Raw genomic sequence first — 16586 nt, 5'->3', positions numbered from 1 at the left:
TTATTTCCTTAAGATAACTTGAAATTTTTCCTTTAATACTCCTATGCAATCATTCATCATTAAATTAATTTCATTATCTTGTAAAGTTTTTTTTTCGTCCTGAAAAATAAAACTAATACCTAAACTTTTTTGTTGATTAGAAAATTCTTTACAAGAATATACGTCAAATAGATTAATTTCTACTTTTTTATCAATAAAAAAATTTCTACAGGTCTTGATTACATTATAAACCGGAATATTTTCTGATATTAATATTGCAATATCTCGTCGAGTAGTAGGAAACTTTGAAATTTCTTGAATTTGTGATGGTTTCATATCTGAAAAACTACTTAATGATATTTCAAATAAAAATGTAGAACTACTAATATTTAGCTCTTTTATTAATCTTGGATCAATAGTACCGATATTACCAATAAAATTATTGCTTAGATATATAGCTGCGCTTTGTTCGGGATGCAATCCGATTATGATTTCATGTCGAAATTCTACATCATTTAATTCACATATTGATTCTAATATAGATTCTAAATCACCTTTTAAATCATAAAAGTCTAATTTTCTTGATTTATCATACCAGTTTTCTTTAAGATGATTTCCACTAATTACTGCCGCTAAAAACATTTCCTGTCTAACACCTAAATCTTTTTCTTTATCTACTGAAAAACAAAATCCACTTTCAAAAAAACGAATACTGTGTTGTTGTCGATTTTTGTTATAAGAAATATTTTTAAGTAAACCAGGCCATAAAGATAAACGCATACACGACATATCTTGAGAAATAGGATTAGATAACAATATTTTTTTTTTATTTGGGAAAATTATATTTTGTATTTTTGGATCAATAAAACCATAATTTATAGCTTCATAGTAACCTTTGTTAATTAATATAATAGCAGATTTATTGAGCAAAAAATCTGTTGATTCATTATTTTTTTTATAGTTTAAATTTTCTTGTAATGGATTTAAACAAATATTGTTATACCCATATATCCGGAGTATATCACTGATAACATCTTCTTCAATTAATATGTCAAACCGCCAATTAGGCGGAACAACATCCCAAAATGTTTTGTGAAAATGCGATTTATAATCAAGATTATATAAAATATTTGAAACAATATTTTCATGAATAAAACTACCCGTTATATTATTTAATAATTTGTGATGTAATCTTATTGTTTTCTTGGCATTTAGGGAAGAATTATTTTTTTTATTACTAATTGGACCGGGCATGCCACCACATATTTTTACAATTAAATCAGTAGCATATTCAATCGCTTGATTTTGAATAAACGGATCAATTCCATAATTATAATATTCTAATATTTTATTAGAAAATATTTTTTTTTTAATATAAGCAATGGCTTGTTTTTTAATCAAACATGCACTTAAAAATATATTTTTAGTATTTTTATCTATATCAACATCATTAGAATTAATATTTCCAGGGATACACAATATTTTGTTTATATCAGAAAAGACTAATATTTCTTGATTTAAAATTATTTGAATCTTATTTTTTAAAACTATCTTTTCATCATTTTTTGCCATTCGTACTATAATAGTATTATTGATACAATCTGAGTTTAATACATTTAATGGTTGTCCAAGTTCAATTAATACATAATTAATAATATCTGTAATAACATTTTCCGATAGCATATCAGAGAAAAATAATTTTTTTTTCATCCAAATAGGAGTGTCAACATTAATATCGACATTTTCTATAATTCTTCCAAAATAATTTAGACATTCTTTTTTAGCTGTAATATCAATATTAATTTTTTTTTCAATTACTACAGGAACACTTTTACTTATGAAAGGTGATATTTTTAAATCATTAACAGCTGCTATATTACGTGATAATCCTAAAATACTTAAACCATCTGGACGATTAGATGTAACAGACACCTCAATAATATTATCTTTTAATGATAAATAATTATTAATATTGGTACCTATGGGTGTTTCTAGAGAGCATTCGATAATTTTATTACTATAAAACATACCTAAATCAAAATAGGAACAAAGCATTCCTTCAGAAAATTGTCCTTTCAACAATACCATTTCAATTTTTACATTATTAGGCAAAACAGCACCAATAGTAGCCACTAAAACTTTAATACCATGACGACAATTCATCGCTCCACATACGATGTTTAATAATTGTTTTCTACCTATATCTACTTTAACTACTTTCAACTTATTTGATTGATTATGTAAAGTACATTGAACGATTTTACCAACAAAAACACCACGAATAATGGGCTCAAATTTCTTTACATATTCGACTTCAATACCAGAATTAGAAATTTGTTCATGTAAGATGCTACTATTAACTTTTGGATTTATCCATTCACGCAGCCATTTTTCACTGAATTTCATTTTTTCTCACTAATTATATTTAAATTGTTTTAAAAATCTTATATCGTTTTCAAAAAAAGATCGAAGATCAGAAATTCCGTAACGCAACATTGTAATTCGTTCAATTCCTATACCAAAAGCACAAGCTGAATAAATACCGGAATCAATATTAACATTCTTTAAAACATTAGGATGAACCATCCCACATCCTAATATTTCTAAAGATTTTCCATGATTATTGATAATATCTACTTCTGCAGAAGGTACAGTAAAAGGAAAATAAGATGGACGAAATTTAATAGAAACATCTTTACCAAAAAAATCATATAAAAAATTATATATAATCCATTTTAAATTGGAAAAATTAATATTTTTATCAACTATCAAACCCTCTATCTGATGAAACATAGGTGTATGTGTAGTATCATAATCGTTCCGATATACTTTACCAGGAAAAATTAATCGAATAGGAGGTTTTTCTTCTTTCATAATTCGAATTTGCATACTTGAAGTCTGAGTTCGCAATAATCGATTATCATCTAACCAAAAAGTATCTTGACTATCTCTAGCTGGATGATTTTTAGGAATATTTAAAGCATCAAAATTATGATATTCATCTTCTATTTCGGGACTATTGATTGATTGAAAACCTAATTTATAAAAAAAGTTTTTTATATAATTAATAGTATATGTTATAGGATGCAAAAAACCATTTTCAGTACGACGTCCAGGAAGAGATATATCAATATGTTCTTTTTTAATGCGTTTTTCTAAAATAAAAGCAGTTAATTCTTGATTTTTATGATTAATTTTACTGATAATTTCTTGTTTTATTTGATTAATAATCATACTATATTTTTTTTTTTCTTCAAAAGAAAAATTTTTTAAATTCCTGATATAAGAAGTAAAAATACCTTTTTTTCCTAAATATTTAATACGAATTTCATTTAATTCTTCTATTTTTTTTGAATTTTTTATATCTTTTTTGATACTTTTAAATAATTCATTTAAAGTTAACATTTTATGTTCTTTTTTAATTTATGTACTTTCAAATATAATGTTAAAATACTAAAAAGCTTCCATAAAGGAAGCTTATTTTTAAGCCAATAATTTTAAATATGAAATATAATAAATATTATACTTAATATTACTAGTTTAGTATATTGGAGGGGAGATTAACTTTCCCCTCTTATGTATTGTAATATATTCTTTATAATAAAGCTTCTTTTGCTTTTTTAACTAATGCATTAAATGAAAACATATCAAATACAGCAATATCAGACAATACTTTTCGATCAATATTAATTGATGCTTTTTTTAAACCAAAAATAAAATTACTATAAGACATTTGACTTTGACGCACAGCAGCATTAATACGGGAAATCCACAATTGACGAAATTGTCTTTTTCGCTGTCTTCGATCACGATAAGCATATTGACCGGCTTTAATTACTGCTTGATACGCAACTCTATAAATACGAGAACGAGCTCCGTAATAACCTTTGGCTTGTTTTAAGATTTTTTTATGACGGGCGTGAGCGATTACACCACGTTTTACACGAGCCATGTATGCTCTCCTATTCGTAAAATCTTAATAAGATAAATGAATTTACGCATATGGTAAAAAAGATTTAACTCTATCTATATCTCCTTTAGATACTAAAATCTTAGGACGAAGATGACGTTTTTTAGTTGTTGTTTTTTTTGTTAAAATATGACGTAAATTTGCTTGTTTGCGTTTAAATTTACCAGATGCAGTTTTTTTAAAACGTTTAGCTGCACTTTTTAAAGTTTTAATTTTTGGCATGAAATATTTCTTTTTAAATTATAAAAATATAAGAAATTATTCTAAAAAATTATACATTGATTTCTAAAGATATATATTTAAAAATGACTATTTTTTCTTTGGTGCTAAAATCATTATCATTTGACGACCTTCAATTTTAGATGGAAATGATTCAACTGTTGCTAACTCAATTAAATCGTTTTTAACTCTATTTAAAACATCAACACCAATCTTTTGATGTGCCATTTCACGACCTCTAAATCGCAAAGTAATCTTAACTTTATCTCCATCTTCTAAAAAACGCATCAAATTACGCAATTTAACTCGATAATCGCCTTCATCTGTTCCTGGACGAAATTTAATTTCTTTTATCTGAACAACTTTTTGTTTTTTTTTCTGTTCCTTAGAAGATTTGCTTTTTTCGTAAAGAAACTTCCCATAATCCATGATTCGACAAACAGGAGGCTCAGCATTTGGACTAATTTCTACTAAATCTAATCCTAATTCCTCAGATTTTTCTAAGGCTTCACGCAAATGAACTATACCCATTTGATTACCTTCGACACCTGTAAGGCGAACTTTAATAGCACGTATTTCACTATTTATTCGATTAGGACGTGTTAGTTGAATTCTTTTTCCACCTTTAATACTTTATTCCTCCATTTGATAAAAGTTACGAGTAATAATTTCTTTTTGTAACTTTTTAATAAAAATATCAATATCGATCATTGTAAAATGATTACCATTTCTGTCTCGAACAGATATCTTGTTAGCACTAATTTCTTTTTCTCCACAAATTAATATATAAGGAATTTTATGAAGTATATGTTCGCGAATTTTAAAACCGATTTTTTCATTTCTGAGATCAGATTCTATACGGATATTTAGATCAGAAAAATTTTTAACTAATTTTTTAATATAATCCAAACCAATATTATTAATACTAAGTATTACTACTTGTACTGGAGATAACCATGTTGGCAAATTTCCTGAACATTCTTCAATTAATATACCAATAAAACGCTCAATTGAACCTAATATAGCTCGGTGAATAATCACAGGCACTTTACGTTCATTATTTTCATTAATATAAAATGAATTTAAACGTAAAGGTAAGTAAAAATCCAGTTGAATTGTTCCACATTGCCAGTTCCGGTCTAAAGAATCCTGTAAAATAAATTCAATTTTAGGTCCATAAAAAGCACCTTCTCCCAATTGATATTCAAATGATAAATGATTTTCTATTAACATATCAGATAAATCTTTTTCTGATTGATCCCACAAAGAATCAGTACCAATTCTTTTTTCTGGACGAGTAGAAAGTTTGACTAAGATTTTTTTAAAATTAAATATACTATATAAATCATATATCATTTTAATACAATTGTTAATTTCAGTGCGCACTTGTTCTTTCGTACAAAAAATATGAGCATCATCTTGAGTGAAATTACGTACTCTCATAAGACCATGTAATGAACCTGAAGGTTCATTACGATGACAACTACCAAATTCTGCCATTCGAATAGGTAAATCTCGATAAGATTTCAATTTGCTATTAAAAATTTGAACATGTCCAGGGCAATTCATAGGTTTAATGCAGTATTCTCGATGTTCTGATAATGTAGTAAAAATTGCATTTTTATAATTATCCCAATGTCCACTTTTTTCCCATATTAATTTATCTATTAATAATGGTGTTTTAACTTCTTTATATCTATATTCTTTTAATTTTTCTCTAACAAAATTTTCTAATTCATGAAAAATAATCCAACCTTTATTATGCCAAAAAATCATCCCTGGAGATTCTTCTTGCACATGATATAGATCAAGAAAAGTTCCAAGTTTTCTATGATCTCTTTTTTCTATTTCATGTAAATAATTTATATGTTTATTTAATTCATTTTGATTAGACCATGCAGTACCATAAATCCGCTGTAACATCTTATTTTTATTATTTCCTTCCCAATAAGCACCTCCAATTTTTTGTATTTTAAAATATTTACAAAACTTTATGTTATATACTTGCATACCTATATCAATATCTACATAACTTTCATGATAATACAAAGGAATTGTCTTTGTATAATTAATATTTTTATTAAGTAAGAATATTTTATATTTTGCAAAACGTTTTTGAAATATCTCAATCGCTTGAGAATAAGAAACTAACTTATGTAATATATCATATTCTTTTTTTATAAGAATTTTCATATTTTTTTCTAATAAAAAAAGATCTGCCTCTGAAATTTTATTTTTTAAATCTATATCGCAGTAAAAACCATTATTTGTAATGTTACTTTCAGCAATTTGTGCCATAGGCCATATATTTTGTACAGCGTAACTTAAAAGTTGAGCACAAGAATATCGAATAATATTTAACGCTTCATGATCTTGTCTTTGGATAAACTTTATAAAAGAATCTTCTGTGATTAAAGTATTAAAATTTGAAAAACGACTATTAACAGAAATCGCAAGAATAGATTTTATTATACTAGGTTTTTTATTTTTAATAACTTCTATTAATGAAACAGAACGTTCGTACACCTGCTGACTTCCATCACAAAATCTTATTACAGGCATTCTTAAATCCTTAATTGAAAATATTAATAGTTCATGTAGTATATATTCTTATATGAACAAATATTTTTTAAATCTCAAAAGATGCTAGTCAAAATTTTTTGACTAGCATATAAGTTAAAAACGACTATCTACGGCATCTGCTAATTGTTTTATAATTAAAGTACTATCTTTCCAATTTAAACACGCATCAGTAATTGATTTTCCATATATTAATGATTGATTGTTCACTACTTTCTGGAAACCTTCTTCTAAAAAGCTTTCAATCATAACACCAAAAATAGCTTTAGAACCATTAGCAATTTGATTTGAAACTGATTTAGAAACATTTTTTTGACGAAGATGTTCTTTTAAACAATTACCATGACTAAAATCTATCATTAAATATTCTAATAAATTAAATTCACGTAAATATTTGACCGCTAAATTAATATCATCAGCATGATAATTAGGAGCACGACCACCTCTCATAATTATATGACCATATGGATTACCGCTAGTATGGTTAATTGTCATTTGTCCATTTTTATTAGGAGCGAAAAACAAATGTCGTACTTTTGCAGCACGAATGGCATCAATGGCGATTCTTATATTTCCATCAGTACCATTTTTAAAACCTACTGGACAAGAAAGAGCAGAAGCCATTTCTCTGTGAATTTGACTTTCAGTTGTTCTGGCTCCAATAGCACCCCAACTAATTAAATCTGCAATAAATTGCCCTATAACTATATCTAGAAATTCTGTTGCAGCAGGCATTCCCAATGCATTTATATCTAATAATAATTTGCGAGCTAGAGCTAATCCATGATTCACTCGAAAACTACCATCTAAATCTGGATCTGAAATTAATCCTTTCCATCCTACTACTGTTCTTGGTTTTTCAAAATATGTACGCATGATAATTTCAAGACGATCTTTATACTTTACTCTTAATTCATACAATCTCTGTGCATATTCTACTGCAGCAATAGGATCATGAACTGAACATGGACCTATTACGACAAGTAATCGCAAATCTTCTCCGGTCATAATACGAGCAATATTTTGTCTTGTTGTAATAACAGTGTCCATAATATCTGAAGTAATAGCATATTTCTGTGCCAATTCAGATGGAGTTATTAATGGATCAATTCGTATTGTACGTAGTTCATCTGTTTTTTTCATTTTGTTCTCTAAATGAATTTTTATTCTGGAAAGAATAGCAAGATGTGATAACAATCACGAAAAACTAGCCAGTCATAATCTTATCTCTAATAGTTTTTTAAAATACTTTATAAAAAAATGTAATATTAGGGAGAATAATTTTTATTAGTATACGTTAAATAATATAACAGAAGTTTCACACAGGAAATAAGATGAAGTTCAAGTTTTAAAAAATATTTTTATATAATACAATAATTGTTTAGTCTTTTTTTGATATAACTAATTTTTTATATATTATCATAATTTTAAATTATATTTTATTAAAACTATTTATTTTATCTATTATATTAGTAATAATTAAACTGTTATTTTAATGGCGTATTTTTTAAAAAAGATCCAATAGAAATGCCGTACATCCATGATATTATTAAACGATAAAATATTATTAATACCACTGGACCAACAAACAAACCAATTATTCCAAAAACTAATAAACCACCAATAACTCCAGATAAAATCAACAAAATAGGTAAATCTGCTCCTATACGTATAAAAAATGGTCTCAGTATATGATCAAGTATAAAGACAAGAGTACTCCATATTAATAATATTGTACCCCAAGTAGCATTATTATTCCAATAAAGCCATATAATTGATGGAATTAAAATAGGTAATGGTCCTAATTGTATTAGGCAAGAAAAAAAAATTATTATCATTAATAATGCCCAATAAGGAACACCAGAAATTAACAATCCTATACCAGACAAAGCAGCTTGAATTAATGCTGTTACAGCTACGCCTAAAGCGACAGCTCTAATAGCTTGAACTGCCAACAAAACAATGGCTTCTCCATTTTTTTTACTAAGTCGAAAAGCAAAGTAACGAATAGAACTACTAATCTTCTCACCGTTCCAATAAAGTAAAGTACTAAATAGTAACATTAGTATTAAATGAATAAAAAAAAGTCCACAATTTTTAGTTTGAATGATAAAAAATTCAGTCGTACGTCCCATGTAGGGTCTTACTTCGCGAATTAATTCTCCTCCATCGCCTTCTAGTAGCTCTTGATAGCTAATAAATATTTTTTTTCCAATAAGAGGAATATCTTGAAGCCATGCTAATTCTGGAAATTCTAGAGTATTAGAGCTAAACCAATGAATAAGAGGTATACTTGTTGCTATCAAACTGTTTACTAAAAAAAATACTGGGATAATAAATAACAATAACAAAATTATTATCATTATTATTACTGCAAGAGAACGCTTACCCCCTAAAAATTTTTGTATCTTCAACATAAGGGGCCAAGTAGCAATAACAATCATACTAGCCCAAGAAAATCCTAATATAAATGGATGGATGATTAAAAAACTCATCACACCCATAGAAATAATAAATATCAGTGATAAAATAAACTGCGATAAATCCATTTCTTCCTTTGGATTTTGCATATGATTGTTTCACCTCAATATTTTTATATTGTAAATAATTTCTTGTAAAGAATTAATCTAGTTTTATAAAAAATTTTATTTCTTTTAGAAATATAAATTAATTATAACATTAAAATTTATAAAATAATTAATAAAAAATAATATTATTAAAAACATAAATAATTCATTAAAATAACACTATATTTTAAATAAAATTACTTTTTATTTCTATAAAACATTAAAACCAAGAGAATACTATGAATACAGATAAAATCAATACTTATGCCCCTAAAAAAAATCAATGGAAAGGTGTTTTAATAAGTCAAGATGCTCTAAAACAAATTTCTTTTTTAATTAATTTAAATTCTGATAATAAAGGAATAAGATTAGGAATAAAAAAATCAGGATGTGCAGGTTTTCGTTATACTATGAAGTTAGTAAAAACTTCAGAATTAACACAAGCAAACGATGAAAAGGAAATAGTATTTTTTTATAAAAATATTCTTATATATATTTCTTCTAAAGAAATACCGTTTTTAGAAGGAGTAAGAATAGATTTTGTAAAAGATAATATTAATCAAGTTTTTAAATTTTACAATTCTAAATTAGAAAATTTTTGCGGTTGTGGCGAAAGTTTTTCAATTAATTCAAATTAAATTACCAACATAATAAAAAATGGTGTTTTTTCCCTCTAGATAATAGAGTAAATTTTCCAAATAATTTATCGTGATTATTAAAAATATGATTTTTGCTTATTCTTTGAGTATTAATAGATATAGAATTTGACATTATCATATTTTTAGCTTGAGTTCGAGATTTTGCTAATGAAGATAGTACTAATGCTTCTTGTAAATCTTTTATATTATTTACTTGAATGGAAGGTATACCATCTTGTCTTAATTGTTGTAAATCAGATTCTTGAATATCAATAATCTTTTTAGAAAAAAGAAATTCTGTAATTCTTTCCGCTGCTAATAATTGTTTCTTTCCGTGCACCAAAAGAGTAATATGTTTTGCAAGAACACTTTTATCGTGTACAATTTGATTGTTAGTAAATTTCTTTTGTTCTCTTATGTTAATTTCTGATACTTTTATAAAAGTAAACATTTTTAAAAAATCATAAACATTGGAATCTTCTATATTCATCCAAAACTGATAGAATTTATAAGGACTAGTTTTATTCGCATCTAACCAAATAGTTCCCGATTCAGTTTTACCAAATTTCATTCCATTTGACTGAATAAGAAGGGGTACTGTTAAACCATATACTTCTTTTTTAGATTTTTTATTTATCAAATGCATTCCCGAAGCAATATTACCCCATTGATCCGCCCCTCCAATTTGAAGATTGACTTGATACTCTTGATTTAAAATAAAAAAATCATATGCTTGTAATAAATTATAGGAAAATTCTGTAAATGAAATCCCTCGATCTGGTCTAATAATACGTTTTTTAATTGCTGCTCGATTAATCATTTTGTTAATTGAAAAATATTTTCCAACATCTCTTAGGAATGATAAAATATTGATTTTATCAAACCATATATTATTATTTAATAATAATGCACTATTCTTAATACAAGTAAAATCCAAAAAATGGGAAATTTGTTTGCTAATTTTTTCTGTCCATTGATTAATATTATCAATGGTATTTAAAAAACGTTCTTCTTTTTTAAAACTAGGATCTCCAATCAAACTCGTAGCTCCTCCTATTAAAATTATAGGTTTATGACCTGCCATTTGAAATCTTTTTAAGATTATCAAAGGTAAAAGATGACCTATATGTAAACTTTCATCTGTAGGATCAAATCCACAATAAAGAGAAATTGAGTTGCTTTCAATAAGTTTATTTAAATTATCTTCGTTTGTAATATAAGATATCAAACCTCTATTGCGCAATGTTTGAATTAAATTAAATTCACTCATTAATGGCCTCATTTTAAATATTAATTTTTTAAATAAAAAAAAATATTTTTCTAATTTTTAAATTTTATTTAAAATTATTTTATGCTAATTTCAGTAGAACTTCAACGAGTAAAATATCAAAATATTTAATTCTTTCAACTATGTATTTTTTTTGAATTTTAATTGGGATCAATATCTACAAACCATTTTATTTTTTTTGAAATAGAAAATAAGTTTATTATATGAATAGATTCATTTAATACATTATTTAAGACTATACGTGAAGAACACTGAATTAATAATTTATGAAAACATTTTTTCTTATATCGTAATGAAAAAACGCGATTAGGACCTACTAACCATAAAAAACAATTATGTTTCTTAGATTTAATTTTCAATAATTTACGCATTAAATTCAAGAAAATAACATTATTTTCACTATGTAAACTTTCCGCATAAATCATACTTTGAAAACTCCAAGGAGGTAATAAAAAATTTTTTCGGATTTCTAGTATTTTATTCGCTAAAGAAAGATATCCATTTTCGCATAATTCTTTTAAATGAGAATTATGAGAAAACGAAGTTTGTATTAATATTTTTACTAATTTTTTTCCATTATTAGTTAATTGAGCTAAATTAATATAAAATTGTGCGAAATATTCTATATTACGAAATTGAAAAGAAAGAAAATGATTATCGACGCAAATTAAACTAATTAATTTTACGTGTGGAAAAAAATAGTTTTGAACAATTTTTTCTGTAGTAATAATAATACAAGAATCTGAAGTAGAAAATTCAAAAAATTTTTTATTAAATAAGTTTTTTCCAAAATTTTTTTTATGTAATAAAAAAAATACTGGTATTTTTGGAAAAATATTTTGTATATTATTTTTAATATTCTCTATACCAATATTACATACAATCAAAGACACACAACCACAACGATAGCAAAATTTTGGTTTTTTTATTTTTATTAAACAAAACTTACATAATAACACATGATAATATTCATTGAATTCAAAATAATCATGACAATTAGTACATTTAAATATCCAACCACATGAGTGACAACTTAATACAAAAAAAAACAAACTAAATGTATTAAAAATCAATAATACTTGCTTTTTTTTAAAATTGTTATAAATTTCATTTATTAAAGTCAAAGATAAACCATATCTTATTTTTTCTTTTTTTAAATCAATAATACTACTATTTAATTTATCAATATAATTATCTTTATTTAGTTTGATATATAAACATTTTTTAGATAAAATATTATGCAATGTTTTTAGCGAAGGAGTTTCTGAGTCTAAAATTATAGGTATGTTTTCTTTATATGCTCTCAGTATGGCTATATCTCTAGCATTATATCTGTATTGATTGATATTTTTATAATTTAAGTTGTGTTCTTCCAGAAGAATAATCATTCCTAGTTTTAAAAAAGGCAAAAAAATACTATTTTTTGTTCCAATTACAATAGAATTTTCACCATTTTTTGTTCTAATCCAATTCTTTAAATATTTAGTATTAGTTAATTGTGAATGCATTATATCAATAGAAATATTGAAATTTTTTTCTAAAAAAATCAAAATCATATTGATATATTTAACATGAGGAACTAGAATTAAAATTTGTACATCTTTATATAAAATTTCTTTAATTAAACCTAAATAAAATTTAACTTTTATATATAAATTGATTTTAGTTAACAACCAAGATGAAAAAGATTTTTTGATTAAAATATTATTAATATTAATTAATATTTTTTTATTTAAAAAAAAATTTTTTTTAGTATTACTAATATATTTATTTTTCATAAAAGATTGACAATTAACATCTATTGTACATAATTTCTGTATTTCCAATTTTTTTAAAATACATTTAGATAAATTATATTTTTTTAGTTCAGTACTTAACACACTATTTTTTTTTAAAAGTAATAATGTATATAATTGTTTTTTTCTTTTTTTTAACTGGTCAGAATCTAATTCTTGACCTTTTTTAGTTATACTCCATCGATAAACATCTTTATTTTTTATAACATAACCATTACATAATAGCTTAGGTAAAACAGAAAAAAACAAATTTCCAATGGGATATTGGTAATTTTTACCAATCCACATTAAAAGCTCTAAAACAACATCAGTGTAAATTGATTTAGTATCAATTAATGATTTAACATATTTAAAATTTAATTGACTTACATTAGTTGCTTTATAAAATGAAACAACTATACCTATTATGTCTTTCGAATGAAAAGGAACTACTATTCGTCCTCCAACAATTGGATACATTAGATCAGACATAAAATATTTAAAATATTTCCTAATAGGTAAAGGTAAAATTACTTTTACAATAATCACTTATATGTCCATATAAAATATATTAAAAAACTTTTTTATCGAATTCACATAATGAATATATGAAACATATATTGCATTTCAATGTACGCGCAGTACAAACATATCGACCATGCAAAACAAACCAAGAATGAATTTTCAATTTAAAAATATTTGGAACTACTTTAATTAGTTTTTTTTCAACTTCTTCTGTATTTATTCCTTTGGCGAAATTAGTACGGTTAGAAACCCTAAACACATGCGTGTCTACAGCAATAGTTTTTTTTTTAAATAATACATTCAGAATAACATTAGATGTTTTTCTTCCCACACCCGGCAAAGACTCTAATTCAAAACGATTATTTGGAATATTTCCTTGATACTTATTTAGTATCAAAAAAGATGTACGAATAATATTCAATGCTTTAGTATTATATAAACCAATATGTTTAATATAATTTTTAAGACGTTCTAATCCTAATAATAAAATACTTTCTGGAGTATTTGCTATTTTAAATAATATTTTAGTAGTTTTATTAACGATTACATCAGTAGATTTAGCTGAAAGTATAACACATAATAGAAATTCAAAATTAGAAGAAAAAACTAATTCTGTATTAGGATTAGGATTTTTACTATCAAAAAGTGATAAAATTTTGTAACGTTTTTCTTTATTCATATGAGAATTATTTTTTTATTGTATTAAGGCAAGAACATTTTGTATTTTTTAAAAGAATTTTCTTATTATAATATAAATCTATAAAGTTTTTAACCGCAATTATACAGCCTAATACAAAAAAACCACCTGGCGGAAGAATGGCTAGAATTATAGTAGAATCTTTGTCTAATAGCTGAATAAAAAAAGAACTATCTATAGAAGATATAATTTTATTTGCACCAAAAAAAAGAGTTCCATTGCCTAATATTTCTCTTATAGAACCTATGATAAACATAGAAAAAGTTGAACCTAAACCTATAAAAATACCATCAAAAAAAGAGACTTTTATAGAACTCTTATAAGCAATAAGATCTGCACGTCCTAAAATAATACAATTAGTTACTATTAATGGAATAAAAATACCCAATGATTGATATAAATGAAATTGATAAGCATGCATTAATATTTCTATCGATGTAACAATAGAAGAAATTATTATCATGTAAATTGGGATTCTAACATATTTAGGTATAAATTTTTTTAAAATAGAAATAATAGTATTTGTAATAGTTAATACTAAAGTAGTTGTAATTCCTAAACCTATTGCATTAATTGCATTCGTTGTCATTGCTAAAACTGGACATAATCCTAGCAATTGTACTAAAGAAGAATTCTTTTTCCATAATCTAATCTTTAAAAAATCTTTAATATTCACAAACATCCTTATTTAGTAGATTTAAAATTGAAGGTATAGTTTTAATAAAAACTACTGTTTTTTTAATAGCATTTGTTACTGATTGTGGTGTTATTGTCGCCCCAGTAAACTGTTCAATTTCCCCTCCATATTTTTTTAGTGCAAAATGTTTATCTTCTAGAGAAGATACACTCATATTAGAAAATTTAGTAATCCAATTAGAGACAGATAATTCAATTTTATCTCCAATTCCTGGAGTTTCTTTATGAGATAAAACTCTTACTCCAATAATTTTTCCATTAAAATATGCTGCTACTAACATATTAATAGATCCAGAATAGCCATCAGGAGCTATAGTTTCAACAATTGCCGCTTTGGCTTTTTTATTTTTAAATAATACCCATAAATTATGCGTTTTATAATCTCCTAAATATTTATTTTTTATAATATATAACTCTTTTTTAAAAGTATTATATATTTTAGAAGGAATCACTTGTTCTAATAAAATTTTTTTTTCTTTTTCTTTTTGAAAAACAATTTGATTTTTTGTTATATTATTTATATATACTATGCTTGTTATAGATATAGTATAAAAAAAACTGATTAAAAAAGCATTTTTAAAGATTTCGTGATATTTTTTCATGTATTATTATGACCATATCCAGATGTTTTTATATAATAATCTATTAATGGAACAGTCATATTTGCAAATAAAACAGAAAAAGCAATAGAATCAGGATAATCAGTATAATTACGAATAATCCAAACTAAAAAACCGATTATAATACCAAAAATTATTTTACCTATATTAGTACAAGAAGTAGTTACCGGATCTGTAGCAATAAAGAAAGCACATATCATAGTTCCTCCAGAAAACAAATGAATTAATGGAGACATGAATAATTCTTGTGAATAAAAATAAGTTATAGTTGAAAAAAATCCTAAAGAAATTAAAAAACTTATTGGAATACGCCAACAAATTATTTTTTTCAAAAATAACAACAAACCACCTAAAAAAAAACTTATATTTATATATATCCAACTAGATTGAAGGTTAATTTCTTTGTTTGTAAAGACATTATCTCTTGATACTATATCATTATTCTTAAAATGCGATTTAATCTTAAAATTATTTAATGGAGTCGCTTCTGTAAAAGCATCGGGACAAGAATTTAAATCATTCTTATACATATAATTTTTAGAAAAAATAATATGTATAGATTTTTTAACATCATTTAAAAAAGACAAAGAAAAATCTCTTTCATGCCAATAATTCATCTGAATTGGAAAAGATACAAGCAATACTGCATAGCCAACCATCGCCGGATTAAATATATTTTGACCAATTCCACCGTATAAATGTTTGGCAACAATAATAGAAAAAAAAACGGCAATAATTATTATCCACCACGGCAATGATGAAGGTACACTAACTCCCAATAAAACTGAAGTTAGTACTGATGAATTGTCTTGCAAATTAATTTTAATTTTTTTACGTCTAATTTTTAAAATAATAGTTTCTAATATTAAAGATATTATTATAAATAATAAAATTTGTATTAAGGTACCACTACCAAAAAAATAACATTTAGTAAAAATTCCTGGAATACAAGCAATAATAACTAAAAACATTATTTTTCTAACACTATAATTATGATACATCAGAGGAATATTCATTTTTTATTACTTTTTT

The 16586-nt window shown here is 24.9% G+C and carries 15 protein-coding genes; 1 reads left to right on the top strand and 14 read right to left on the bottom strand.

Translation table 11 applies throughout. The features are described from left to right. The 8 genes from pheT to ydiK form a co-directional block, all read right to left on the bottom strand. On the bottom strand, positions 1 to 2385 hold the full coding sequence (gene pheT / locus D9V68_RS00650) for a phenylalanine--tRNA ligase subunit beta (RefSeq protein ID WP_158357354.1): 2385 nt from the start codon (positions 2383 to 2385) through the stop codon (positions 1 to 3). A gap of 9 nt (positions 2386 to 2394) precedes the next feature. After that, positions 2395 to 3384 carry a phenylalanine--tRNA ligase subunit alpha gene (pheS, locus tag D9V68_RS00645; protein WP_158357352.1) on the bottom strand — a complete coding sequence of 330 codons (990 nt, stop codon included), beginning with the start codon at positions 3382 to 3384 and terminating at the stop codon, positions 2395 to 2397. Positions 3385 to 3574: 190 nt separating this feature from the next. Beyond that, a complete protein-coding gene (rplT, locus tag D9V68_RS00640) occupies positions 3575 to 3931 on the bottom strand; it encodes a 50S ribosomal protein L20 (RefSeq protein WP_158357350.1) in 357 nt (118 codons plus the stop codon). A 42-nt stretch (positions 3932 to 3973) separates the two neighbouring features. Then, positions 3974 to 4171, bottom strand: coding sequence for a 50S ribosomal protein L35 (gene rpmI / locus D9V68_RS00635; RefSeq protein ID WP_014499288.1), 198 nt, complete (start codon positions 4169 to 4171; stop codon positions 3974 to 3976). An 87-nt stretch (positions 4172 to 4258) separates the two neighbouring features. Continuing rightward, positions 4259 to 4798: a translation initiation factor IF-3 gene (gene infC, locus D9V68_RS00630; RefSeq protein WP_158357348.1), complete on the bottom strand. Its 540-nt coding sequence runs from the start codon at positions 4796 to 4798 to the stop codon at positions 4259 to 4261. Between the two features lie 3 nt (positions 4799 to 4801). After that, entirely contained in the window at positions 4802 to 6730 is a 1929-nt protein-coding gene (gene thrS, locus D9V68_RS00625; protein WP_158357346.1) for a threonine--tRNA ligase, read from the bottom strand. 114 nt (positions 6731 to 6844) lie between these two features. Next, complete coding sequence (locus D9V68_RS00620; protein ID WP_158357344.1) at positions 6845 to 7891, bottom strand: 3-deoxy-7-phosphoheptulonate synthase; 1047 nt, start codon at positions 7889 to 7891, stop codon at positions 6845 to 6847. A gap of 344 nt (positions 7892 to 8235) precedes the next feature. Further along, the gene (ydiK, locus tag D9V68_RS00615) at positions 8236 to 9318 is read right to left on the bottom strand and encodes an AI-2E family transporter YdiK (protein ID WP_158357342.1); all 1083 of its coding nucleotides are present in this window, start codon (positions 9316 to 9318) and stop codon (positions 8236 to 8238) included. A 236-nt stretch (positions 9319 to 9554) separates the two neighbouring features. On the opposite strand from ydiK, the gene D9V68_RS00610 reads away from it, so the two are divergent. Then, positions 9555 to 9953 (top strand): iron-sulfur cluster assembly accessory protein, encoded by a 399-nt coding sequence (locus D9V68_RS00610; protein ID WP_158357340.1) that lies wholly within the window; start codon positions 9555 to 9557, stop codon positions 9951 to 9953. A 1-nt stretch (position 9954) separates the two neighbouring features. Here the strand turns inward: D9V68_RS00610 and tyrS are convergent, their stop codons facing one another. The 6 genes from tyrS to D9V68_RS00580 form a co-directional block, all read right to left on the bottom strand. Further along, positions 9955 to 11223, bottom strand: a complete 1269-nt coding sequence (tyrS, locus tag D9V68_RS00605; RefSeq protein WP_158357338.1) for a tyrosine--tRNA ligase — start codon at positions 11221 to 11223, stop codon at positions 9955 to 9957. Positions 11224 to 11381: 158 nt separating this feature from the next. Then, the gene (gene priA, locus D9V68_RS00600) at positions 11382 to 13565 is read right to left on the bottom strand and encodes a primosomal protein N' (protein WP_158357336.1); all 2184 of its coding nucleotides are present in this window, start codon (positions 13563 to 13565) and stop codon (positions 11382 to 11384) included. A gap of 22 nt (positions 13566 to 13587) precedes the next feature. Beyond that, positions 13588 to 14220 carry an endonuclease III gene (gene nth, locus D9V68_RS00595; protein WP_158357334.1) on the bottom strand — a complete coding sequence of 211 codons (633 nt, stop codon included), beginning with the start codon at positions 14218 to 14220 and terminating at the stop codon, positions 13588 to 13590. 7 nt (positions 14221 to 14227) lie between these two features. Further along, entirely contained in the window at positions 14228 to 14914 is a 687-nt protein-coding gene (locus D9V68_RS00590) for an electron transport complex subunit E (RefSeq protein ID WP_158357332.1), read from the bottom strand. Then, complete coding sequence (rsxG, locus tag D9V68_RS00585; RefSeq protein WP_158357330.1) at positions 14904 to 15536, bottom strand: electron transport complex subunit RsxG; 633 nt, start codon at positions 15534 to 15536, stop codon at positions 14904 to 14906. The genes D9V68_RS00590 and rsxG overlap by 11 nt, the downstream gene beginning before the upstream one ends. Next, positions 15533 to 16570, bottom strand: coding sequence for an RnfABCDGE type electron transport complex subunit D (locus D9V68_RS00580; protein ID WP_158357328.1), 1038 nt, complete (start codon positions 16568 to 16570; stop codon positions 15533 to 15535). The genes rsxG and D9V68_RS00580 overlap by 4 nt, the downstream gene beginning before the upstream one ends. Between the last annotated feature and the right edge of the window lie 16 nt (positions 16571 to 16586).

Origin of the sequence: Buchnera aphidicola (Hyperomyzus lactucae) (assembly GCF_005081705.1) — a bacterium.
GTDB lineage: Bacteria > Pseudomonadota > Gammaproteobacteria > Enterobacterales > Enterobacteriaceae > Buchnera > Buchnera aphidicola_Y.
This window is presented reverse-complemented; position numbering and strand designations above follow the sequence as displayed.